This is a genomic window from Marinobacter santoriniensis NKSG1 (genome assembly GCF_000347775.1).
GTDB lineage: Bacteria > Pseudomonadota > Gammaproteobacteria > Pseudomonadales > Oleiphilaceae > Marinobacter > Marinobacter santoriniensis.
This window is the reverse complement of record NZ_APAT01000015.1, coordinates 792,605-817,058: the sequence shown is the minus strand read 5'-3', so window position 1 is coordinate 817,058 and position 24,454 is coordinate 792,605. Positions and strand designations below refer to the sequence as shown.

The following is a 24,454-nucleotide window of genomic DNA, read 5'->3' as shown; positions in this document are numbered from 1 at the left end:
TCACTTCATTGTTTTGTCGGTTCGGCATCTCCGGTCGTGGCAATCTCTACCAGTAACTGATTGCGGCTGACCTGGTCGCCGGCCACCGCGTGGATGCTGGCCACCACACCGTCGCAGTCGGCCTTGACCGGATGTTCCATCTTCATGGCTTCCAGGACGACCAGTGGTTGTCCCTGTTGAACGGCATCTCCTTCCTGGACGAGAACTTCCGTTACGGCGCCATCCATTGTTGCCAGCAGCCGTCCGCTCCCCGCTCCGTCCTTTCCGGCGGTGGGCTGATGCGTCACATCCCGGACGCACCACGATCGGCCGAGCGCATGCAAATATAGGGAATCCGAGTGCTGGTGATATTGGCAAGTCTGACGTACGCCGTTGTCGATGATGCACAAGCGGCCATCCCGATCGTCCTCCAGTCGAAGATCGTATCGGCTCTCTCCGTGGCTGACCGAGACGCCTTCGGCAGTCTGTCGCACGAGCAGCTCGACGATGCGATGACCGGTTTCCAGTGTCATCGGTGTTACCGTGGAGGGCGCGTTACTCCAGCCTTCCCCGCCGGTTCCGGATCGGCTCAGGATGGCGGCGCTCAGTGCCAGCTCACGTATGGACAGTTCGTGGGAGGACAGTGAGGGATCGTCCCGGAAATCCTGATCCAGAAAGGCGGTGGTGGCCTGTCCGGCGCCGAACGTCTCATTGGCGACGATCCGGCTCAGGAAATAACGGTTGGTGGTGACGCCGAACACCGTGGTGTCTTCCAGCGCCCGAACCAGACGACGGCGGGCCTCGTCGCGGTTATCGCCCCAGGCAATGATTTTGGCAAGCATGGGATCGTAATGAGGGCTTATGATGTCGCCGGAACGAACCCCGGCGTCGTATCGCAAGCCATCCCCCGCTGCGGGTTCGAACTGGTATAGCTGCCCGGTCTGCGGCGTGAATTCGCTGGCCGGATCCTCGGCATACAGCCGCACTTCGATAGCGTGTCCGCTCAACTGTATCTCTGACTGGCTGAGCGGCAGGGGGCGGCCTTCGGCCACCGCAAGTTGCAATGCCACCAGGTCCTGGCCAGTGATGAGTTCGGTGACGGGATGCTCGACCTGAAGCCGGGTGTTCATCTCCAGGAAATAGAAGTTGCGGTCCTTGTCCACCAGAAATTCGACAGTGCCTGCTCCTTCGTACTGGCAGGCGAGGGCTGCTTTGACAGCCGCTTTGCCCATGGCTTCCCGCAGTTCGGGAGTAACGAAAGGAGAGGGCGCTTCCTCGACGACTTTCTGGTGGCGGCGCTGGACGGAGCAGTCGCGTTCACCGAGATAGACAGCGTTGCCGTGCCGGTCGGCGAACACCTGGATCTCGACGTGCCGGGGTTCGATGACCGCTTTCTCCAGAATCAGTTCGTCGTCGCCAAAGGACTGCCTGGCTTCAGATCGCGCGCGCCGGAGGCTGTCGGCCAGCTCTGCCTCTGAATCCACCCGGCGCATGCCCCGGCCTCCGCCTCCGGCAGAGGCTTTGACCATCAGCGGATACCCGATATCGGCCGCTGCCTGGATGAGTTCATCGTCACCGGCATTGTTGCCTTCGTATCCCGGAACAACCGGTACACCCGCTTCCTGCATGGCGATTTTCGACCGGCGTTTGCTCCCCATGAGATCAATGGCAGCTTCGGGTGGGCCGACAAACACCAATCCGGCGTCTTTGCAGGCTTTGGCAAACTGGGCGTTTTCGGAAAGGAAGCCGTAACCGGGGTGGACACAGTCAGCCCCGGTTTTGCCGGCGGCGTCGAGAATGGCGTCCATGTTGAGATAAGACTGGGAGGCCGGGGCCGGGCCGATGCAGACGGCTTCGTCCGCCAGTTCCACATGCAGGGCGCCGGCATCGGCCTTGGAGTAAACCGCTACCGTTCGATAGCCCAGGGATTTGGCGGTGCGGATCACCCGGACTGCGATTTCGCCTCGGTTGGCTATCAGGAGTTTTTTTAGCATTTTGATGTCTCTGAGTGGGGTGCATGCCGCAAGGGCAAGCATTGAACCGGTTTCAGAAAACCGCTACGAGCACGTCCCTGTGTGCTTGTTTCGGGCCATCCATGGCCCTCTACATTTTCTGAAACCGGTTCAATGCTCACCCTTGCTCCGCCGTCAGTTGGAATCATCTGCCCATTTGGGCTCTCGTTTCTGCATGAACGCCATTGTTCCCTCGGCGCCCTCGGGGCCACGTATCGCTTCGGCGAACGTTTCGGCCGCGCTGTCGAGCAATTTGTTCATGGGCTCGTGGCCGACCCGGTGCAGCAATGCTTTGGTCTCGGCAGTGGCGTTTGGGGCGCACAGGCGGACTCTTTCCAGTGTCGCCTGGAGCAACTCTTCCAGCTGTGTCTCGCTGTCTGCAGCCTGATGCACGATGCCCAGGGCGCAGGCTTCCCTGGCGTCGATCCGTAAACCGAGCAATGCCAGTCGCCGGGCCTGAGTGAGGCCGATTCGTTCGACGACGAAGGGCGCAATCTGAGCCGGAATGACGCCCAGTGAGGTCTCGGGCATTCCAAACCTGGCGGTGGGTCCGGCAATGGCCACATCGGATACGCAGGCGAGGCCGAAACCGCCGCCCATGACGGCGCCCTCGGTCACCGCTATCACCACCTTCGAGGATTCATTGACCTGCTGGATCATGTGGCCGAAGGCCCGGTTCAGTTTGTAGAACGGATCATGCTGGCCTTCGTCTGCCTTTTGTCCCCGCGCTCCTGCCATGTCCTTGATATCGCCGCCGGCACAAAAATGGCCGTCTTTTCCCCGGATCACGACTGCCCGGATGGTGTTGTCCTGTTCGATCTGGTTAAAAATCGTCGACAGCTCGGCGACCATCTGCAGGCTCATGGCGTTGCGGACGTCCGGGCGGTTGATGGTCAAAAACAGGGCCGGGCCGTGTTTTTCCAGGAGCAAGGTCTCGCAATGCGGTAACTGTTCCATGTGCTGACTCCAATTACATTGTTCGAGGGTGCCAGTTGGGGGAGCTTTGGGGGACTGTGCGCAGCAGGGAAGCTGCGCTCAAGCGTACAAGGACGTATTCACAGCGTGTCCCCCAAAGCTCCCCCGCCTGGCAACCCTTCCACCGAAAGCCGATACTCAGTCTTTGCGCTTTCCAGGCAAAATGCCCATCAGCTTGCAGATAATCCCGAGCATGATTTCGTCGGCACCACCGCCAATGGACACCAACCGTACATCCCGATAGGCCCGTGACAGCGGGTTGTCCCACATGTAGCCATTGCCGCCCCAGAACTGCAGACAGCCGTCGGTGACTTCACGCCCCAGGCGGCCGGCTTTAAGCTTGGCCATGGACGCCAGCTTGGTCACGTCCTTGCCGGCGATATGAAGTTCGCAGGCCTGGTAGGTCAACGCCCGCAGGGCTTCGATCTCGGTCTGCAGTTCGGCCATGCGGAAATGGATGTACTGGTTATCGAGCAGGGGCTGACCGAAGGTCTTGCGTTCGCGGCAATACTCGATGGTCTTGTCGACACAGACTTCCAGCGCCTTGATCACGTTGGCCGCGCCCCACATCCGTTCTTCCTGGAACTGCAGCATCTGCATCATGAAGCCGGTACCTTCGGCACCGATCCGGTTTCTCTGGGGCACACGGACGTCGTCGAAGAAGATCTGTGCGGTTTCCGAGGAACGCATGCCCAGCTTGTTCAGGTGCGGGCTGAAGGTGATGCCCGGTGAGTTCATGGGCACCACTATCAGGGATTTGTTCTTGTGGGGTTTGTCGTCGCTGGTGTTGGCGAGAAGGCAGATAAAATCCGCCTTCGGCGAGTTGGTGATCCACATCTTCGAGCCGTTGATGATGTAGTCGTCGCCGTCTTTCCTGGCTGTTGTCTTCAGGCCCGCCACGTCCGAACCGGCCCCCACTTCGCTGACACCGATACAGCCGACCATATCCCCGGCAATTGCCGGCGCCAGGAAGTCTCGCTTGAGTTCGTCAGAGCCAAAGCGGGCGAGGGCAGGCGTACACATGTCGGTCTGCACGCCGATGGCCAGTGGTACGCCACCACACAGGGCGGTGCCCAGTTCCTCGGCAGCGACAAGATTGTAGCTGTAGTCCAGACCCATGCCGCCGTATTCCTCCGGTTTCTGGATACCGAGGATGCCGAGGTTGCCCAGCTTCTTGAACAGCTCATGAATGGGAAACTCGCCGGCTTCTTCCCACTCGTCGCAGTAAGGGTTGATTTCCTTTTCGACAAAGTCCCGGACGGTCTTTCTGAGGGCTTCGTGTTCGGCTGTGAATTTCACGTTTTTGTTCTCCGTTTGTTAGTTCGTGTCTGCCTCTGTTGGTGCAGGTCCGACAATTTGGGTGGCGGCTGTGGGGAGGGGCCTTCAGAAAACCGCTACAAGCACGTCCGTGTGCGCTTGTTTCGGGCCGTCCCTGGCCCTCTACATTTTCTGAAGGCCCCTCCCCACAGCCGCTTTATATTTTCAACCTCAGTGCTACCTTCAGTTTATTTTCTGTCCATTCGTTCTTTATATTCTGAGTTCTGGAATCTGGTCAGTTTTACTGGCTAAAGTTAACTCGTGGCCTGATAGCGCTGTCTGGGAAGTGTTGTCCAAAAATGTTGAAGGCCAAGGATGGCCTGAAACAAGCGCATATGGACGTGCTCGTAGCGGTTTTTGGACAACACTTCCCAGACAGTGCCTGCTCCAAAGCTCGCAGTCCTGTGCCAAGGCCCAATAAGCAAATCAAAGGTCAAAACCGGGCCACCCCAAAGCTGTTGGGCCGCAACTGCCGCTGCTCGGCCTCCCGGCAGATCGACAGCACCAGGGCCAATACCCGCCGCGTATCCCGTGGGTCGATCAGTCCGTCGTCCCAGAGGCGTGCGGTTCCGTAGAGTGCGGTTGAGCCTTCCTCCAGCTTCTTCGCTGTCGCCTGTTCCAGGAAATCCAGGGTCTTGGCGTCCGGTTCCATCCCGCCCCGGCGCTGCTTGTCCTCCGCCACGATGCGCATCACCTTGCCCGCCTGGGCCGGGCCCATGACCGCTGTCCGGCTGTTCGGCCAGGCAAAGATGAATCGCGGGTCCAGACCCCGGCCACACATGGCGTAGTTGCCGGCACCGTAAGAACCACCGACGACAATGGCGATCTTGGGCACCCGGCAGTTGGCGACGGCCTGTATCATCTTGGACCCGTGTTTGATGATCCCGTTCTGTTCCGAGTGGGTGCCCACCATGAAACCGGTGGTGTTGTGCAGGAACAGGATGGGCGTGCCGGCCTGGTCGCACAGTTGAATGAACTGGGCCGCCTTGGTGGAGCCCGCGGGTGTGATCGGGCCGTTGTTGCCGATGATGCCGACAGAGAGTCCCTCGATGCGGATGGTGCCGCATACGGTCTGGTCGTCGTAGCCGTTCTTGAAGTCCAGGAAGCGAGAGCCGTCGGCAATTCTCGCGAGGATTTCCCGAACGTCGTAGGGCTTCTTGGATTCGGCGGGAATGACCCCGAGGAGTTCCTCCGCCGGGTAAAGCGGCGCGTCCCAGTCGGCTTCCCGCCGCGGCGGGAGGTTTTCGTTCCAGGGCAGGGCGCCAAGGATTTCCCGGGCCTGACGAATGCCATCGGCGTCGTCCTCCGCCAGGTACTCGGCGGTGCCGGCCACGGTGGCGTGCATCTCGGCGCCACCGAGTTCCTCGTCGGTAGCGACTTCGCCGGTCGCTGCTTTCAAAAGGGGCGGGCCAGCGAGGAACATCTTGGCCTGTTCCCGCACGGTGATCACATAATCCGAAAGGCCCGGCTGATAGGCGCCGCCGGCAGTGGCATTGCCATGGACCACGGTGATTTGTGGAATGCCCGCAGCAGACATTCGGGCCTGGTTGGCGAAGCCGCGGGCGCCGAGGACGAAGATGTCGGTAGCATAGTTCAGATTGGCGCCGCCAGATTCAGACAGGGATACCACCGGCAGCTTGTTCTCCATGGCAATCTGCTGGAGTCTCAAGGTCTTGTCGAGGCCGGCCGGGGTGATGGTGCCGCCCTTGATGGCACTGTTGCTGGCCACCACCAGACACCGAACGCCTTCGACGGTGCCAATGCCGGCAATGATGCCGCCGCCGGCCTGGGAGCCGTCTTTGTCATCGTGCATTTTGTAGCCGGCCAGTGAGCAGAGTTCGAGGAACTCGCTGCCCCGGTCCAGCAACCGATTGATCCGGTCACGGGGCAGAAGCTTGCCCCGTTTGGTGAACTTTTCGCGGGCCGATTCGGCCAGGTCCAGCACCTTCTGTTCCGCTTCCCGAAACGTCCGGATATGGGCATCCATGGCCTCGGTATTGGCTCGGAACTCATCGGATTGCGGATTGACGGATGTTTCCAGTGTCTGCATGGGCGCCTCAGTCGTCACTCAGTACTTTGGGCGTGTAGGCCCGGTGGAAGCCGTTGAAGGGTTCGTTGTTTTTTGCCTTGGGCAGGGGCCAGACCCGACCGCCCTGGGACGCGGCTCCGTCGATGCGAACGCAGTCGCCGCTGATAAAGGCGGCGCCCGGGCTGAGCAGGAAGCAAATGGCGGCGCTGACCTCGGATTCGGTGCCCATGCGTTTGATGGGAACGTTATCCCCAAGGCTGCGAATCCAGTCGCGCATTTGTGCCGGGTAGTTGTCCATGCCGGAGGAAGCAATCCAGCCCGGAGCCACGGCATTGACTCGGACGCCGGAGGCACCCCACTCCACAGCGGCGGTCTGGGTGAAGTTCACCATGCCGGCGCGGGCTGCGCCTGAATGGCCCATGCCGGGCATGCCACCCCACATGTCGGCAACAATATTGACGATGGTGCCGCCGGTTTTGCTCAGCGCCTGGGTGTAAGCTTCCCGGGCCATCAGGAAACCGCCGGTCAGGTTGGTCCTTACCACCGTTTCCCAGCCTTTCTGGCTTATGCCAGTCAGTGGTGCCTGAAACTGGCCCCCCGCGTTATTCACCAGCCCATTCAGGCCGCCGTGTTCCGCGATGATGTCCTTGACCGTTGCCTTGACCGCGTCTTCTTCACGAATGTCGCAGACGTGGGCGCTGGCCATGCCACCGTCCTCAAGGATCTCAGCCCTGACCGCCTCGACTTTTTCGGCTTTGCGGCCTACCAGCGCGACCTTTGCGCCCAGTGCAGCCAGTTCGTGGGCGGTGCAGCGACCGATGCCGGAGCCGCCGCCGGTGACAATGAACACCTGATCCCGGAACAGGTCCGGTCTGAAGATGGATTGATAATTCATTCGCGAAAATTCCTTGTCTGTTTACCGTGCAATCAGGCGTGAGGGGACGGATACCGGAAACTCCAGGAGCTGCTGGGCAAAGGCCTTGCCCTGCGGATCGATCCGCAAACTTGCAACACCGCCGCCGCCAAGGCTGTGCTCCAGAAGGAAGTTGAAGGCATTCAGGCCAGGCATGAACCACCGGGTGACCTTTCCGGATTCGGAGTTGAGAGTATGGCCCATCCAGTCGGCGACAGCCTGTTCGGTAAGGGCGGCCGCGATGTACGGGAGATAGTCAGGCTCGCGTGCAATAACGCCGATGTTACAGTGGTCACCTTTGTCGCCGCTGCGCGCCCAGGCAAGTTCAATCAGTGGCACCACGGTGTCGCCATCGACTTCCTCGGTGGGTGGCGGAAGGTCCGGGAGTTGCAGTGCGTCAAAGCCGCCGGTGCACTGGACTGGTACAGTGGTTTGTTCTCCTGCGATGTCGGCCGATACCTGGACCCGGCTTTTCGGCACGAGGCAGGAGTAAAGCCGGATCTTCGGCCATACGGTGGGTCGACCACCAACAATCCCGGTGATACCCGGCGCCATACCCGTGGCGGCCTGTGCGATTTCCCGGGAGAACAGGACCAGGGCCTCCTTTTTGGAGTGCGCCGTACTGATTTTGACGACTACCTCCCGACAGTTCTGGCAACGGGCGTGGGCCCCGTACGTACTTTCGGTACCCAGCAGTTCGATGCTGGTTTCGCTGTAGTCCGGCAGGCCCCGTTCATGGAAGAGCCGGGAGGTCTTGGCCAGGATGGCTTCGGCCACCGTTTGTGCTTTCACTCTGGCGTCCAGTCCGGCAAGCAGGAAGGTAACGGTGCACTTGAAGCCGTCCGGCCAGGTGCCGGATACCTTGTAGGTGTCCGTGGGCGGCCGCCCCAGGGCTCCCCGTACGGACACCCGGTCCGGGCCGGTCTCCTCGAGTGTGACCTCGCTGAAATCACAGCTCACGTCCGGTAACAGGTAGGCCCGGGGATCTCCTATCTCATACACCAGCTGTTCGGCCACCGTCCCCCGGCTGACCTTGCCGCCGGTTCCTTCGGGCTTGGTGATGGTAAAGCCCCCGTCGGCACCTACCTCGGCGATGGGAAAGCCCATGTCCGCGTAGCCCCCGGCCACGTCCTGCCAGTCCGTAAAGTTGCCGCCAGTGGCCTGTGCGCCACATTCCAGGAGATGGCCGGCCAGGCTGCCCTGGGCGAGCCTGTCGTAGTCGTCCCAGGACCACCCGAATTCGTGCACCAGCGGCGCCAGCACCAGCGCGCTGTCGGCGACCCGGCCGGTGATCACGATGTCCGCTCCCTGTTCGAGTGCCGTTACCAACCCGGGAGCCCCGAGATAGGCGTTCAGGCTGACCATCATTCCGGGCATGGGCGCTCCGGTGGTCATCTCCCGCGTGCCATCGTCTGCCAGCGACTTCTTTTGAGGCAGCAGGTCGTCACCGAGCACCAGGGCAATCCTGAGATCGACCCCGGCTTTGTCACACAATGCCTGGAGCGCGTCGCGGCAGGCTTCCGGATTGACGCCCCCGGCGTTCGCCAATACCCGGATGCCTTTTTCTTTGATCTCGGTGAGCAATGGGCCCATCACCGTCTGGACGAAATCCCGGGCATAGCCCTGGGACGGGTCCTTCATCTTCTGACCGGCCATGATCGACATGGTGATTTCAGCCAGGTAGTCCGCCACGAGGTAGTCAATGTCGCCGTGACGGACCAGCTGGGCGGCGGCGGTTTCCGTATCGCCCCAAAAGGCAGCGGAGCAGCCGATCCGGACGGTTTTATCGAGGTTCTCTGACATGAAGGTTGCCTTGTTCGTTATGCCCGCATGCGATGGGCTGAACTGTGTTGGAAAGACAATACCAAGCAAGCGCTTGGTTTGTAAACAGCCGGGTCTCAGGTAAAATAGGCCTTCTTTCCCGCTAACCGGAATCTTCTCGTGAAACAAACACCGATCCTGCATAAACTCGTCCGTGAAAATCTCGTCTCCGATCCTGAGGGTGCCCGCGGACGGTTGTTGAGGGAGGCTGCCCGTCTGTTCCGGGACAAGGGCTATGAGCGCACCACGGTCAGGGATCTGGCGGCGGCTGTGGGCATTCAGTCCGGCAGCCTGTTCCATCACTTCCGCACCAAGGAAGACATTCTCAAGGCGGTGATGGTTGAAACGATCCGTCTGAATACCGCGCTGATGAAGGCGGCCGTCGAGGCGGCAGATGCGCCACGGGAAAAACTCCGCGCACTGGTTCGGGCGGAGCTGGAATCCATCAATGGTCAGACGGGCGAGGCCATGGCCGTTCTTGTTTTCGAGTGGCGGAGTCTGTCGCCGGATTCGCAGTCGGAGGTCCTTAAGCTCCGGGATATCTACGAGGCACTCTGGCTCGAAGTCCTTGGCACACTGCGGGAGCAGGGTGATATCCAGGCGGATCCGTTCGTGGTGCGCCGTATTCTGACCGGCGCCCTGAGTTGGACGGTGACCTGGTACAAGCCCGAGCGAGGCGGTCTGACGCTGGACGGCCTGACGGATCAGGTAATGGCGATGATGAATCTTTAGTAATTTCTGTGCGCCAGGTCAAAAAATAACCAAAGAATACCTTTCCCAGCAGGCCATTGGCCTGATCGGCATGTCGGTTTCGGCAAACCAGCCATTTTGGTCGGACAATTTTCGACGCATTCTGTTAACCGTTGACTGGAGACAGCGCAACCCGCGGAGCGCGCGATGCTTCACAGTATTGCCTCGGCATAACAGCAATAATCTGACGCTGTCATCCAGATCCAATAAAAACAACGTGAAACAGGGCGAATTATGATGTACCGACTGGTTATTGAAACCGGCCGCCAGTGTGTGGCGCATCTCAGGCTTCTGCTTGTGGGTGCGGCCGTTATGCTTGCCGGCTGTTCCGCGAATCCCATCTACTCCACCACCGGTGTTGTTCTCTCCAACTATTCCGAGCAGGAAGCCACTCCCTATGTGATGCAGATGTCCGACCCGCAGCTGGCCTGCGCGCTGGGTGAGGGTGTGGACCCGTTGCTGTATTCGTTCTCGCGCGTAACGGACGCGCCGGACAGTACCGGTTCGCTGCTGATGTTGCTGGCGGGCAACTGTATGGAATACCGCGCCTGGGAAGCGGAGCTTTCCTACCTTCGGGCGGATTACGAGGGTAATGTTCCGGCGGCCAAGGATGCCCGCGAAGAGGCCAAGCGTTTGTACGCCAAGACCGCAGAGCGTCGCTACAAGGCCTTCAAGCGTGCCATGGCGGCGTACGATTTCGATCCGGCCGCCGAACCACTCGAGTGCCCGTTCCTGTTCAATGAACAGGATGAACTGACCTTCCTTTTGGGACTTCTGACCGGCATGCAGGCCATTGTGAATGATGCCAATTCCGGTGCCATGGCGGGCATTCCCCGGAATATTGCGCCCCAGGCGGAGCGCGCCGCCACCTGTGTGGATGACAAGAAGTGGGGCGGTTTACCCAATGCGATCCGCGCACTTGTCTGGCTTCTCCTGCCCGATACTCGCCCTGATTTGTCACCCGATCCCTGGGTGGTTATGGATCACAGCGTAGAACTCGGTATCCAGAAAGGTTTCCGTGCATCGCTGGCTCTCAAGGCGGTCGCCGCTGAAACCTTTGGCCGTCCGGACAAGCTGAAGGAAGCCATCGCCGAATTTGCCGATTCCGATGCAACTGTGGACGTCTGGGATGAGTACCGTCTTGTCGACACCGTTGCGCGGGGCGTCATCCAGTTCTCCTCCGATAAATACTGGACCGAGCATTACGGTTACCGGACGCCCCAGAGCTTCTTCGGAAAGATGAGCCCGGAACGTGATACCGAGAATGTCGAAACCATGAACCTGGATGACCTGCTCTGAGCAGGTCATCCATCCCGATCCGATTACCCATAAACAAGAAAATGACCCGGAGGTCGTTATGATCCGCAAGTCCCTTACTGCACTGGCACTGGTTGCCGCGGCACCGCTGGCTTCTGCCCAGACCGTCTCCATGTGTGTGTTCGATGTCATTGGTGCCAATGGCGATTTCTATAACATGGCCAAGGACTACGCCCTGGAGATGAAGAGTCACGGCGTTGACTTTCAACTCAAGCCATACACCGACGAGGGTGTCGCTGTGGGTGACTTCAACGCCGGCCAGTGCGACGCGGTGGCTGCCACGGACCTGCGAACCCGTCCCTTCAACCGGTTTACCGGCAGCATCAGTGCGGTTGGTGCCATTCCGACCTACGACAACCTGAAGACTCTGCTCGCGACCCTCGCGCAGCCCAAAGCGGCGCCCCTGATGAAGCAGAACGGCTACGAAGTGCTGGGTATCATCCCCGTTGGCGCCGGTTACCTGTTCGTGAACGATCGGAGCATCGATACCGCCGGCGAGCTGGCCGGTAAGCGAATGGCGACCCTGGATTACCAGAAAGACGCCATCCATATGGTGAACTTTGTGAAAGCTACCGTGGTTCCCTCGGACATCACCAACTTTGCCGGCAAATTCAATAACGGTTCTGTCGATACCGCGTATGCACCGGCCTTTGCCTACGAGGCTCTGGAACTCTACAAGGGCATTGGCGACAAGGGGGGCGTTGTTGACTATCCGCTGGCCCAGCTGACCATGCAGATCATAGCCCGTGACGGTGTTCTGGATGAAAAGACCGCACAGCAATCCCGGGAAGTGGCCTGGAACATGTTTCCCCAGGCGATGAACCTGATCAAGAAGCAGGAAAGCGCCATTCCGGACGACGTGTGGATTCGCATTCCGGAAAAGGACATCCGCGGTTATCAGGAAATGTTCCGCCAGAACCGTCTCGAAATGCGTGATGGCAAAAACGGTGCACCGGATGTCTATGATCCGAAAATGCTCGGTCTGCTGAGCAAGATCCGCTGTGCCAGTAACCCGTCTGCTGCAGAGTGCACTGCGGCTAACCGCGAATAACAGGACGGTGCGAGCATGAACTGGCGAACGCTGACGGTCCCGGCCGCGAAAACCCTGTACCCCGTGCATCGATTGCACGGGGCCCTGCTCCTGCTGCTCCTGCTGTTTACGCTGCTGCTGGGCATGGGGAGTTCGCTGCATTCCCGCCTGCTCTGGGTGGGAGAGCAGACCTGGCCGAATTACTACCTGCTTGACCCCGATGCCAAGGAGCCGGCCTGTGATCTGAACCGTGACATCGACGCGGAAGTCGCCAAGCGGGTGCAGGCCTACAAGCCGGACCCGGACGACCTGTTCAGTTCGCCCCCCAATCCTGCGGCCATCCGAAAGTCGCTGGAGAGCAACCTGGAGTTGTGCCAGCAGAAGTATGCGCTTTATGAGCAGAACCTGAAACACGCCACCGCTGCGCTCGCTGTCTACAAGGCGGTCGAGCAGGGGATTGCGCACTTCCTGCTGGACAACATTGAACTGACCAAGTTTCTGTTCATCGCCATGTTTGCAATGGCGGCGGCCATTGCCGCCCTGGATACGGATCACATCGCGCTGCGTTTGCCCCGGAACCGGGCCGAATGGCGTCTGAGTCAGGGCGTGCAGTTTGTGGTCAATGGTCTGATGGTGGTGTCACTGAATGCCTATCTGGGCAAGCTCACGACGTCGCCGGAGTCCGGCGGCACCATGGAGCTGCAGTATGCCTGGGCCATGGTGTTCGGCCTGTTCATGGTGATCAATGCCGTGCGCTTCGTCTATGTGCCCTCGCGAATCGGTTCCGGTTCGCTGTCGTTCTCGTCCGGACTGGTCATACCGCTGTATTGCGCGATGGGCCTGATCGCGATGAGCTACTTCTTCCTGGTGGATGGGTATGCGTCCGGTTTGGCCATTTACTTCGGCATGATGACCAACCTGTCGTCGATGTTCATCAACATCGGGTTGTATGTGCTGGTGGGGATGATGCTCAAGCAGACCCGGCTGCCGGAACTGCTGCTGAATGTGATAAAGCCGTTCAACCTGCCGGCGCCCATGCTGGCCTCGGTCATCATCTTCAGCACCGCGTTCCCGACGGCGTTTACCGGCGCCTCGGGGATCTTCATTCTGGCTGTAGGCGGGGTGGTCTACGATGAACTTCGGCGCGCCGGTGCCGGTCGCCAGCTGTCGTTGGCCACCACCGCCATGTCGGGCAGTCTGGGCGTGGTGCTGAATCCGTGCCTGCTGATCGTGGTCGTTGCGGCCCTGAACAAGGAAGTCACCACCACTGAAATGTACAGCTGGGGTTTCTGGATCTTCATCATGTCGGCGACCCTGTTTTCATTCGTGGTCTGCAAGACGGAAGGCAACTGGAAACCCAGGCCGGCTCCGGGCGCGTTGACCCGGGCGATCGGTGAGTTGCGCCCCCTGATTCCCTATGCGCTCGTCGGCGGTCTGGTGATCCTGGCGATCTGGATCATTCTGGGGCTGAAGTTCAACGAATACAGCGCTCCCTTGATTTTGCCACTGGTCATGCTGGCGCTGGTGTTGCTCGATGCCCGTAAATCGAATCGTGAAGATGAAGAGACGCGGTTGCAGGCCTTCTGGAACCGGAGTTCAGCGGCCGCCAGTGATTCGGCGGTCCACATCGGGGCTCTATTGGCGCTGATCGGTTTCTCCATCTGCATGGGCGGTATCCTGGAGCGCTCGGAGATCGTGCACGTCCTGTTCCCCGAGCATCTGACCAGTCCCTGGATCGCCATGCTCGTGATCGTCGTCATGCTGACGTTCATCGGTATGGTGATGGATCCATTCGGTGCCGTGATTCTGGTGTCTGCCACGATAGCCCAGCCGGCCATTCATCTGGGTATTGATCCCCTGCATTTCTGGCTGGTCTGCCTGGTGGCCTTCGAGCTGGGCTATCTGAGCCCGCCCGTAGCCCTCAACCATCTGCTGACCCGGCAGGTGGTCGGAGAGACCGAGGTGCTGGCGGCCGAGCGCACCGGTTCCTTCTGGCATCGCTATCAGCGGCTTCTGCTGCCGCTGGCGGTGATGGGGCCGACGCTGCTGCTGGTGGCATTCGTGCCAATGTTGTTCTACGCGTTGTAGGGCCACAACGAGCCTTGCCAAAAAGCCGGATCCCGAGTGGTCCGGCTTTTTGCATCCGGGCTGTGAGGAATGACAGGTATTTGTCATTGTTTGGTTCTACAATGACGGTAGTCCCGCACCCGGGGTATACCGTCATCGAGGTAGAGGTTGTCATGGTTGTTCGCGACGTTTTGGGTGGGTCCGTACTCGTCTCTATCCTGGCTTTGTCCGGTTGTGGTGGCGGGAGTTCTACGGCCGATGATGGCGGCGATAGCACGGCGCCGGCCACCGTGGTATCTGGGTCGATCGGCATTGAAGCAAATACTCGTGTTGATATCGATACTGCTGACAAACTCCGCTTAGTCGATGGTTATTTGGATGCCTCTAGCCCCCAGGTGTTGCCCGGTAGTGTGATTCTAGGTGGGTATGTCAGTGATCGTTCGGGTTCCCGGGATCCTTCTGATCCCAACGATGATTATGATTCCGATCCAATCGATCGTTATCAGCTGGTGCTTAATGAAGGCGATCAGGTCGAGCTTCAGACCTTCTATAGTTATTACCTCGTAAGCAATAACAGGGTCCCTGCAAACTATCCTTTGTCGATCACTCTGAGAAGGGCTTCTGATCAAGTGGTGCTGGATTCAGCTCAAACGAATCCTGATGCATCTTCCCCAGTATATTCGGTTCAGGTTACGGTCCCAAAAGGTAGCGGCACAGCCACTTATTACCTTGATATAGAGGCAATTGACGGACCGATGCGTTATGTAATCAATACGCTGCCGTCCGAAAGTGCAACCGCTTTAGCATTTGACTGGCCTCGTTACCAGTTTGCTAATGACGAGGCGCTGGTGTCGCTCGCTGACCAAGGGATGCCTCGCACATTAACTGCGTCCTTGGCGGCCTCGCCAGTGAGGCTTTTGGGGAACAATACATGGTTGATGCGGCGATCGGATGCCAAAGCACTTTCTTCTAGTGGTGGATCCCGTCGGACTGCAAACTGGATCCATGAATTGCGGCGGCAGCCAGGCGTTAAATCGGCCACACCTAACTATAAAGTGTTCGCTCAGTCTCCAACCAGCGAGCCACTTTATCCAAAGCAATGGCATTATCCGCTAATCAATGCGCCCGCTGCTTGGCAGCTCGCTCCAAGCGGCGGAAGTGGGGTCCGGGTGGCGGTTGTGGATACGGGACTTTTTTTGGGGATCAATGGTTCGTGGCATCCGGATCTAAGTGACAACGTACCGCCCCTCGGTTCTACTTTACTTAGCGGTTCGGACTTTGTTAGTCAGAGTGACCTGGACAATGATTCAGCGAATACCAGTTTGTATGGTCCAGTTGGAAGGGACAGTATCCCGGCTGATCCAGGTAGTGCAGTGGGCAGCAATGTATTTCATGGCACGCATGTGGCAGGAACCATTGCAGCCGATGCCAATAACAATATTGGGGGAACGGGCTTAGCGTTTAATGCAAGTTTGCTGCCCGTTCGTGTGCTAGGTGAAGGAGGCAGTGGATCGCTTGATGATTTAATTGCGGGATTGAATTGGGTAGCGAGCGGTAATCAAGCCGAGATCGTTAACTTAAGCCTCGGTGGGCTACCCTTTGTACAGTCACTTGAGGACGCTTTGGAGAGCTTAAATGCCAAGCAAATCACTGTGGTTGCCGCTGCAGGTAACAGTGCAAGTAGTAGCAGAGAATACCCGGCTGCTTCCAGGTATGCAGTGGCGGTCAGTGCAGTTGATGGCGCCGGCAATCTGACATCTTATTCCAATTTTGGCGATTGGATCGATATTGCGGCACCGGGAGGGAGCGCCGCTGATGCCAATCTAGATGGCCAGCCAGATTTGGTGCTTAGTACGAGTGCAGCTCTTGGAGATAGTGGCAATTTTGAGCCTAGCTATCTGGGTTTAGCTGGTACTTCTATGGCAGCGCCGCATGTCAGCGGGATATTTGCCTTGATGAAAGGGGTTAACGGTAATCTTCAGCCTTCTAACTTCGAAGCATTGTTAAAGAGTGGCGCACTTACTCGGGATGGCAGCGGGCCTCGAAATGATCAGTTTGGCTATGGCATTCTGGATTCGGCAAAAGCTGTGACAGCGGCTCTAGACAACCCTTCGGTTACTGTTCTCTCTCCTGATCCTTACTATGTGAATCTTAACGATCAGAAGACCTCAGAAATTGTAACGCTGACTCGTATAGGGGATCTCTCCAATGATGTTTCGAGCTGCAGCGTTGGGTCTTCTCCTGCCTGGCTGAGCGAGGCCTGTGATCGATCGACTTCTCCGGTGAATGTTTCCTTTGTTCTAACTGATCCTGCAAGTTTGGATCCTAACGTGCCGTTGAAAACGTCTGTCCAGATTACCTACACCACAGATACCCAGCGAACATTGGAGATCCCAGTATCTGCTCAAGTGGTGACGGATGCTGAAGAAAGAGATGCAGGGCTTCACTTTGTCCTTCTGGTTCGGACAGAACCCGATGAGAATGGTAATTACCTGACCGAGGCACAGGATTCTGTTCAAGCAGATAATGGTCAATATGTATTCAGTTTTCGCCATTACGATGGTGTTGGGGAGCAAGAGCCGGACGAAGTGCGACCCGGAACATACTATTTAGTGGGCGGTACTGATCTGGATAACGATGGCATCATCTGCCAGCCGGGCGAGGCCTGCGCGGAATATCCGGTGTCCGGTTTGAGGGAAGCTATCCATGTAGATCAGAACACCGATCTGACCAGTATTCGAATGACCACCGGCTTCAGTCGCCCGACCATTTCTGCGGCAACGCCCGACGTGCTGCCCCGTCCGGATTTTGCAGGTTACCGGCTGATCCCGGAAGATGACTTTGTGAGACCCTTGAAGAAGCTGTCAGGAGAGTGAATGTGAGTCGGATTCTGCGATCAATGGTCGTCGGTGCTGCCACGCTTGGTATGGTGGGCCTGGCCGGTTGTGCGGCCAGCACGCCGGATGTCGTCTCTGCGCCCGCCAAGGTGCGGCAGGTGACCGAATCCAGTCATTGCGGGCTGATCGGTCCCGGCCTTTTGCTGGTCACTTCCGACGCGCAGCTGTCGAAGTATCTGGGGCTTCCTGCCCAGAACCTGGCAACCCAGCAGCTCCGTAACGTTGATCTGGAGCGGGAGTTTCTGTTGTTTGTAACTCTCGGGAAGAAATCGACCTCGGGCTATGGCGTCCGGCTGACGTCTGCTGAGATCCACGGTGATGTCCTGGATATCCGGGCCGAGGTCCGCTCTCCTCCCAAGGATGCCATCCTGGCCCAGGTGATGACGTCACCCTGTGCGGTGCTGGCGGTTGAACCGGGGAACTGGAATGCCATACGGGTGACCGGCGTCGGTGATTCGCCGTTGCTGTTGCGCCCCTGATCTTTCGATCGGAACACAAAACAACCGTTGATCTTTCCCGGTGAATCCCTAAGCTATGGCTCAGAATTTCTGATCCATTGCGGAGTCTCGTCCTGCCTATGAGCCAGCAACAGTACAACGCCGACGCCATTGAAGTTCTGAGTGGTCTGGACCCGGTGCGCAAACGCCCGGGCATGTATACGGACACCTCCCGGCCCAACCACCTGGCTCAGGAAGTCATCGATAACAGCGTCGACGAGGCGCTGGCGGGGCATGCCCGCCGGATTGATGTGGTGCTCCACGAGGACGGCTCTCTCAGCGTTGAGGACGATGGCCGTGGCATGCCCGTGGACCTGCATAAGGAAGAGGGATTGCCGGGGGTGGAGCTGATCCTGACCCGGCTCCATGCCGGTGGCAAGTTCTCCCAGGGCAATTACAACTTCTCCGGTGGTCTGCACGGCGTGGGCGTCTCCGTGGTTAATGCCCTGTCTACCGAGCTGGAAGTCACCATCAAGCGCGACGGACAGTTGCATCGGATGACCTTTGCCGACGGTGATAAGGCCTCCGAGCTTGAAGTGATCGATACCGTTGGCAAGCGGAACACGGGAACACGCCTGCGTTTCAAACCGGACCCCAAGTATTTTGACAGCCCGAATTTCTCCATCAGCCGCCTGAAACACAACCTGCGGGCGAAGGCCGTATTGTGTCCGGGGCTGACGGTAACCTTCCTCCAGGAAAAGTCCGGTGAAAAGGACGAATGGTTCTACGAGGATGGCCTGCGCGATTACCTCCGCACCGCGCTGGCGGATATAGAAGCGGTTCCCCTTGAGCCGTTCACCGGTACCTTCTCCGGCAACAGCGAAGCCGTGGACTGGGCGATCCAGTGGTTGCCCGAGGGTGGCGAGACGGTCATGGAAAGTTACGTCAACCTGATCCCGACGGCCCAGGGCGGTACACACGTCAATGGTCTGCGAACAGGCCTTCTGGAGGCCATGCGGGAGTTCTGCGAGTTCAGGAATCTGCTGCCCCGTGGAGTCAAGCTGTCTCCCGAAGACATCTGGGAGCGGGTCGCCTACGTGCTCTCGTTCAAGATGCAGGAGCCCCAGTTCTCGGGCCAGACCAAGGAGCGTCTGTCTTCCCGGGAAGCGGCGAGTTTTATTTCCGGGGTGGTCAAGGACGCGTTCAGCCTGTGGCTGAACCAGCACACTGACATTGCCGAGGCGCTCGCGGAGCTGTTCATCAACAATGCCCAGCGGCGGTTGCGTGCGAGCAAGAAGGTCGCGCGAAAGAAAGTGACCTCCGGGCCCGCCTTGCCGGGCAAACTGGCGGATTGCTCCGGTGGGGATACTGCCCGCTCGGAGCTGTTTCTTGTGGAAGGGGACTCGGCCGGTGGATCGGCCAAACAGGCCCGCGACCGGGAGTTCCAGGCGGTCATGCCGCTGCGGGGCAAGATTCTCAATACCTGGGAAGTGGACTCCGGTGAAATCCTGGCCTCCCAGGAAGTCCACGACATTGCCGTCGCCATTGGTGTGGATCCAGGCTCGGACGATCTGGCCGGACTGCGTTATAACAAGGTCTGCATCCTGGCGGACGCGGATTCGGACGGTCTGCACATTGCGACGCTCCTGTGCGCCCTGTTCGTAAAACATTTCCGTCCGCTGGTCGCCGCCGGTCACGTGTTCGTGGCAATGCCGCCGCTGTATCGGGTGGATCTGGGCAAGGAAACCTTCTACGCGCTGGATGAGCACGAGAAGCAGGGCATCATTGACCGTATCGAGGCGGAAAAGCGACGCGGCAAGATCTCCGTCACCCGCTTCAAGGGGCTTGGCGAGATGAACCCGTTGCAGTTGCGGGAGACCACCATGGCGCCGGATACCCGTCGGCTGGTCATGCTCACCCTTGAGGATGGCGACCAGACCGAGGAGCGAATGGACATGTTGCTTGGCAAAAAGCGTGCGTCGGATCGCCGTGCGTGGCTCGAAACCTATGGCAACATGGCGGACGTGGCGGTTTGATATTCCTTTTAGCGCTTTAAAAATCGCCCATTATTCTTTTTCAGTATTCATTAAAGTCGTTATCCTGCCAGTTTTTATGACGGGGAATACCGTACATGGACTGGCAAGGCTGGTTTTCTCTGGCACTGGCGGCCGGCGCGCTGCTGATGATGAGCTCTGGACGATTTGCCCCCCACATGGTGATGATGGGGGTGCTGGTTGTTCTGAGCACCAGTGGCATTATATCGCCGGTCCAGGCGCTTTCCGGGTTCAGTAACAGTGGCCTGATTACCGTTGCTGCCATGTTCGTCGTGGCCGCGGGTATTCACCATTCGGGCGGTGTCGACCTGGTGGTCCGATACCTGCTCCGTTCCCCGAAAACCGTCCGCAGTGCCCAGGCCCGTATTGCCTTTCCGGTTTCCCTGCTGAGTGGCTTCCTGAACAACACCCCCGTGGTAGCCACCATGATTCCCGCCGTCCACAGCTGGTCCCGACGCATTGGCATTGCCCCCTCCAAGCTGATGATTCCCCTGAGCTATTCGGCAATCCTGGGGGGTACCCTGACACTGGTCGGTACCAGCACAAACCTGGTGGTAAACGGCCAGTATCAGCAGCTGACGGGAAGTGCCGGTTTCTCCATCTTCTCGATTACCAGTGTCGGATTACCGGTTGCCGTGATCGGTCTGGCGGTGATGCTGCTGGTCCTGCCCCGGATGCTGCCAGACCGCAAGGATCAGCAGAAATTCGGTTCCATGCGGGAATTCACGCTGGAGGTGGCGGTGTCGCCCAACGGGCCGCTGGTTGGCAAAAGTGTGGGCGAGGCCGGATTACGAGAGCTTGAGCGTCTGTATCTGGTTGAGATCGAGCGGGATGGCAGCGTGGTCACGGCGGTGCCCTCGGAAGAGCGTTTGCAGGGAGGGGACCGCCTGGTGTTTGCCGGCGATACTCAGGCGATTTCCGATCTTCTGCGGATTCCGGGCATCGTCCCCTCGGTGCACGAGGACGAACCCAGCCTGAGTAAAGACCGGGCGGAACGGCGACTGGTGGAGGCGGCTCTTTCGCCCCAGTCTGACGTTCTCGGGCTGACCATTCGCGATGCGCGTTTCCGGGATCGCTACGGTGCGGTGGTGCTCGCTGTGGCCAGAGGGGGCCAGCGGGTATCGGGCAACCTGGGCAATATCCGTCTGAAACCGGGGGATGTGCTATTGCTGGAGGCGCGGCCTGCGTTTGTCAGCCGGCAGCGATACAACCGGGATTTCCTTCTCATCAACGATCTCGATACGGAGACGCCACGCCATGACCGGGCCTGGCTGGCATGGCTGATTCTTCTCGTGGTGGTGAGCCTGGCGGCCTGTGGAGTCATGACCATGCTCAATGCCGCTCTGTCCGGTGCTGCTCTCATGATCCTCAGCGGATGCTGCTCCGCGGGCCAGGCCCAGAAAGCGGTGGACGTGCCGGTGATCCTTACCATTGCAGCGTCGTTTGCGCTGGGGGCAGCACTCGAGGAAACCGGCGCAGCCACTTTTCTGGCGGGGACCATTATGGGCCTGAGCCAGGGGCACGTCCTTCTGAGCATCCTGATGGTGTATTTTGCCGTATCCGTGCTGACGGAAGTGGTGACCAACAACGCCGCTGCGGTGCTGGTGATTCCCGTGGTGTTGTCGATGACAACGGTCATGGGGGTGCCGGCAGAGCCTTTTGTTATAGCGGTGATGATGGCTGCGTCGGCCAGTTTTGCCACACCGTTGGGATATCAGACCAACATGATGGTGTTCGGTCCGGGCGGCTATCGATTTTCGGATTTTCTGAGGGTGGGGCTGCCGATGAATATCTTCATCGGATTGCTGACGGTTCTGGTCATCGGACTGGTCTACGGCATCAGCTTTTACTGATCTCCGTCCCCATCGGGTTGGAGAGGATGTCGCAGCAAAGCACTCTCAGTTGACCGTTGTCGTAGAAGCCCTGGGACATGGTGACGCACATGTAGGCGCCCGTGACACACAGGTAGGGTGCGGTTACCTGGAGTTGTTCCGGTTGGGCAAGCGCCTGGCGAAGGTAGTGCTGTCGATACCAGTCGGCGCTGGTGGTGCTTTCCAGTGGCTTGAAGCGCGGGTCCAGATTACGCACGCCGGCGTCTGATATCAGGGTATCTTCAATCTGAATGCCCTCGGCATTGACCAGATAGCACCTGGATACCGCTGGATGATCAAGCAGTTCCCTGCAGGCCTGCTGCATACCCGTACCAGAGCAAAGCCGATCGATGGCGGTCTGGAAAAATCCGTCGAAAAAACTGACCAGTTGGCGCGTCGGGTCCAGCGTCACCTGGGTCTGCTGCTTGTAATCGCTTAACAGGTGATCAAAATCCGCCGGCTGGATATCAATGCCCTCAAGCTCGATGGTGGGCTTGCGGAAGTAGTAACCCTGTACGAAGTCCACGCCCGCATCGATGGCAATCATCGCCTGATCGTAGGTTTCGACGCCTTCCAGCAAAACCAGACAGGCGGATTGATGCAGAAGAGATACGATGCCGTTCAGGATCTGCCGGGCCTTGTGATCCTCTGTCGCTCGGGTAAGAAGAGTTCGGTCGAGTTTGACGATGTCCGGTGACAGGTTCCAGATGCGTTCGAAGTTGGAATGTCCCGCGCCGAAGTCATCAATCGCAGTCAGGCACCCCAGGTCCTTGTAGTACGCCACGGTTTCCCGCAGCCGTTCCGCGTTATCCGTCGGCTGCTCCACAATTTCCATGACGATGCGATGGGGTGGCAGTCCGGTTTTCTTCAGCAGCTGGCCGAAGAAGGAATCCGAGTGACTGGCGCCTGCGGCCACCCGGGGTGACACGTTCAGAAACAGCCAGTTGAGCTCATCCCTGATGCAGCTGTAGTTGCGGATGTGAAGATAACGACACAGGCGGTCAAGCAGCAGGTTCTCTGCCTCGGACGCGGGTAACTGGAACAGCTGGACGGGCAGCACTGGCGCGTTGTCCGTATCGAAAGCCCGGATCAGGGCCTCGTAGCCAACAATGCGTTTGTGGGAAATGCTGTAAATGGGCTGGAGTGCGGTTCTGAGGGTGAGTCCTCGAAAATCTGCGGTCCAGCCGTTACCTTCCTGGTTCAGCATAGGGGACAGCAGATCCAGTTCCGGTGCTGTCAGCTTTTCAGGTAAGGGTCGCGACATAGAGTTTGTGGCTAGTTTGACGAACACAACGGGCAGCAGTCAGGCCCGAACTGTCTGAAACACGTACGTAAAAGCGGCGATCGACTCACCGAAGCACGTAGGAAGAAGCTTGCCAAAAAACCGGGTTTATTACCACCATTTCATATACAAACGAGAAACGGTTTGTATCCGGCGGATGTCAGTCGGTGCTGATCAGGAGGGAGGGCGGCGCGCGGGCCGCCCGAAACATCAGTTGTTGCTGGGAACAACCACGTTTTCGTCAAATTCCAGTTCCATGCTATGCCTCACGGTCGCTTGTTCTGATGGTTTTCAAGAATGCTTAAAGTTTATCGCCGCGATGAAATTCAACAATCCGTAAAACCCGTATAAGACTAAAGGGATAGGTGAAGATCGATCAGAAATTCTGATGAGCCACAGCAAAAGATTTTGGTTTGCTGTCGGTTAACGTCTTTTTAGACTGGGCTGATCAAAGTGACAGGGAGCAGTTGGAACCGTATGCAATGGCGTAATGATTCAACCCGTTATGGTGCCGTGGCCGTGACAGCACACTGGGTCGTGGCCGCCGCGGTACTGGGCTTGTTTGTCCTCGGCTCCTGGATGGTGGATCTGACGTATTACCACGCCTGGTATCAGCGCGGCCCGGATCTGCACCGGAGTTTTGGCATTCTTTTGCTGATGGTCATGATTGCCCGGGTTGCGTGGCGACTGACCGATTCCGTGCCGGATCCCGTTCAGGGGCATGCACGAATCGAGAGGGTCGTGGCCCGTCTGGCGCACGGTAGTCTGTACCTGTTGCTGTTTGTGGCGATGGCCAGCGGATACCTGATCACAACGGCCGATGGTTCATCCATCAGCGTTTTTGGCTGGTTCGATGTGCCGTCGATGACGGGCGACGTCGATCATCTGGAAGATGTCGCAGGAGGTGTTCATTACTGGTCAACCCTGGGGCTGGTCGTTCTGGCCGGGGTGCATGCGCTGGGCGCGCTCAAGCATCACTGGGTTGACCGGGACGAAACGCTCCGGCGTATGCTCGGTTTATAGAGTCAGGGGTTGTTATCTGAAATCTGTCCCGGTCAGGGACCGACATTGATGAAAAAGGAGATCACCATGAAAAAACTTATTCTGGCATCCGCGGTTTCACTTGCGTTGACGGGGGTTGCCTCAGCGGCGGAAGACGATGGCAGTGGCACCTATCAGTTCGATACCAAGGGCGACCACCAGTTCATCATGTTCAAGATTTCTCACCTCGGCTACAGCTGGCTCTATGGCCGTTTTAACGAGTTCGACGGCCAGTTCACCTACAATGCGGAAAATCCCGAGAAGAGTTCGGTGTCGGTGACGATTGACACGGCCAGTGTGGATTCGAATCACGCAGAGCGCGACAAGCATCTCCGGAGTGAGGACTTCCTGTACGTCGACAAATACCCGCAAGCCTCATTCAAGAGCAAACGGATCGAGATGCAGGGAGATGGTGAGGCCGACATCATCGGGGATCTCACGCTGCGCGGTGTCACCAGGGAAGTCACGCTCGATGCCGAAATGATCGGGCACGGAGCGGATCCCTGGGGCGGTTACCGAATGGGCTTCGAGGCCGAAACGGAACTGCGACTGAAGGATTTCGGTATCCCGATGGATCTGGGCCCCGCATCTGAAACGGTGGATATGATCATTTCCGTCGAAGGCATACGCCAGTAGGTCGTCGCGTCTCGGGGCCGATTTCG

The 24,454-nt window shown here is 58.6% G+C and carries 17 protein-coding genes; 10 read left to right on the top strand and 7 right to left on the bottom strand.

What is annotated here, in order from left to right:
• Window positions 1-5: 5 nt before the first annotated feature.
• The 6 genes from MSNKSG1_RS09475 to MSNKSG1_RS09450 all read right to left on the bottom strand — a co-directional run bounded on the left by MSNKSG1_RS09475 (window position 6) and on the right by MSNKSG1_RS09450 (window position 9,028).
• Window positions 6-1,973, bottom strand: coding sequence for an acetyl/propionyl/methylcrotonyl-CoA carboxylase subunit alpha (locus tag MSNKSG1_RS09475; protein WP_040886838.1), 1,968 nt, complete (start codon window positions 1,971-1,973; stop codon window positions 6-8).
• A gap of 153 nt (window positions 1,974-2,126) precedes the next feature.
• On the bottom strand, window positions 2,127-2,948 hold the full coding sequence (locus tag MSNKSG1_RS09470; RefSeq protein ID WP_008939035.1) for an enoyl-CoA hydratase/isomerase family protein: 822 nt from the start codon (window positions 2,946-2,948) through the stop codon (window positions 2,127-2,129).
• A 156-nt stretch (window positions 2,949-3,104) separates the two neighbouring features.
• The gene (atuD, locus tag MSNKSG1_RS09465) at window positions 3,105-4,265 is read right to left on the bottom strand and encodes a citronellyl-CoA dehydrogenase (RefSeq protein ID WP_008939034.1); all 1,161 of its coding nucleotides are present in this window, start codon (window positions 4,263-4,265) and stop codon (window positions 3,105-3,107) included.
• 451 nt (window positions 4,266-4,716) lie between these two features.
• Window positions 4,717-6,333, bottom strand: a complete 1,617-nt coding sequence (locus MSNKSG1_RS09460) for an acyl-CoA carboxylase subunit beta (RefSeq protein ID WP_008939033.1) — start codon at window positions 6,331-6,333, stop codon at window positions 4,717-4,719.
• Window positions 6,334-6,340: 7 nt separating this feature from the next.
• Complete coding sequence (locus MSNKSG1_RS09455) at window positions 6,341-7,207, bottom strand: SDR family oxidoreductase (RefSeq protein ID WP_008939032.1); 867 nt, start codon at window positions 7,205-7,207, stop codon at window positions 6,341-6,343.
• A gap of 21 nt (window positions 7,208-7,228) precedes the next feature.
• Window positions 7,229-9,028, bottom strand: coding sequence for an acyclic terpene utilization AtuA family protein (locus tag MSNKSG1_RS09450; RefSeq protein ID WP_008939031.1), 1,800 nt, complete (start codon window positions 9,026-9,028; stop codon window positions 7,229-7,231).
• Between the two features lie 138 nt (window positions 9,029-9,166).
• Between MSNKSG1_RS09450 and MSNKSG1_RS09445 the strand changes: the two genes are divergently transcribed.
• The 8 genes from MSNKSG1_RS09445 (at window position 9,167) to MSNKSG1_RS09410 (ending at window position 21,451) form a co-directional block, all read left to right on the top strand.
• Window positions 9,167-9,778, top strand: coding sequence for a TetR/AcrR family transcriptional regulator (locus MSNKSG1_RS09445; RefSeq protein ID WP_008939030.1), 612 nt, complete (start codon window positions 9,167-9,169; stop codon window positions 9,776-9,778).
• Between the two features lie 255 nt (window positions 9,779-10,033).
• On the top strand, window positions 10,034-11,095 hold the full coding sequence (locus MSNKSG1_RS09440) for a hypothetical protein (RefSeq protein WP_008939029.1): 1,062 nt from the start codon (window positions 10,034-10,036) through the stop codon (window positions 11,093-11,095).
• Window positions 11,096-11,153: 58 nt separating this feature from the next.
• Window positions 11,154-12,164 carry a putative solute-binding protein gene (locus tag MSNKSG1_RS09435; RefSeq protein ID WP_040886836.1) on the top strand — a complete coding sequence of 337 codons (1,011 nt, stop codon included), beginning with the start codon at window positions 11,154-11,156 and terminating at the stop codon, window positions 12,162-12,164.
• A gap of 15 nt (window positions 12,165-12,179) precedes the next feature.
• On the top strand, window positions 12,180-14,231 hold the full coding sequence (locus tag MSNKSG1_RS09430; protein ID WP_008939027.1) for a TRAP transporter large permease subunit: 2,052 nt from the start codon (window positions 12,180-12,182) through the stop codon (window positions 14,229-14,231).
• Window positions 14,232-14,500: 269 nt separating this feature from the next.
• Window positions 14,501-17,086: a S8 family serine peptidase gene (locus MSNKSG1_RS18920; RefSeq protein ID WP_160164271.1), complete on the top strand. Its 2,586-nt coding sequence runs from the start codon at window positions 14,501-14,503 to the stop codon at window positions 17,084-17,086.
• A 2-nt stretch (window positions 17,087-17,088) separates the two neighbouring features.
• Entirely contained in the window at window positions 17,089-17,586 is a 498-nt protein-coding gene (locus MSNKSG1_RS09420) for a protease complex subunit PrcB family protein (protein ID WP_040886741.1), read from the top strand.
• Window positions 17,587-17,684: 98 nt separating this feature from the next.
• On the top strand, window positions 17,685-19,580 hold the full coding sequence (gene parE / locus MSNKSG1_RS09415) for a DNA topoisomerase IV subunit B (RefSeq protein WP_008939023.1): 1,896 nt from the start codon (window positions 17,685-17,687) through the stop codon (window positions 19,578-19,580).
• 95 nt (window positions 19,581-19,675) lie between these two features.
• Window positions 19,676-21,451: an SLC13 family permease gene (locus tag MSNKSG1_RS09410; RefSeq protein WP_008939022.1), complete on the top strand. Its 1,776-nt coding sequence runs from the start codon at window positions 19,676-19,678 to the stop codon at window positions 21,449-21,451.
• Here the strand turns inward: MSNKSG1_RS09410 and MSNKSG1_RS09405 are convergent.
• Window positions 21,438-22,733, bottom strand: coding sequence for an EAL domain-containing protein (locus tag MSNKSG1_RS09405; RefSeq protein WP_040886740.1), 1,296 nt, complete (start codon window positions 22,731-22,733; stop codon window positions 21,438-21,440). The genes MSNKSG1_RS09410 and MSNKSG1_RS09405 overlap by 14 nt on opposite strands.
• Before the next feature lie 495 nt (window positions 22,734-23,228).
• Between MSNKSG1_RS09405 and MSNKSG1_RS09400 the strand changes: the two genes are divergently transcribed.
• Both MSNKSG1_RS09400 and MSNKSG1_RS09395 read left to right on the top strand, forming a co-directional pair.
• Complete coding sequence (locus MSNKSG1_RS09400) at window positions 23,229-23,774, top strand: cytochrome b (RefSeq protein ID WP_008939020.1); 546 nt, start codon at window positions 23,229-23,231, stop codon at window positions 23,772-23,774.
• Between the two features lie 66 nt (window positions 23,775-23,840).
• Window positions 23,841-24,428 carry a YceI family protein gene (locus tag MSNKSG1_RS09395; RefSeq protein WP_040886834.1) on the top strand — a complete coding sequence of 196 codons (588 nt, stop codon included), beginning with the start codon at window positions 23,841-23,843 and terminating at the stop codon, window positions 24,426-24,428.
• Window positions 24,429-24,454 lie beyond the last annotated feature (26 nt).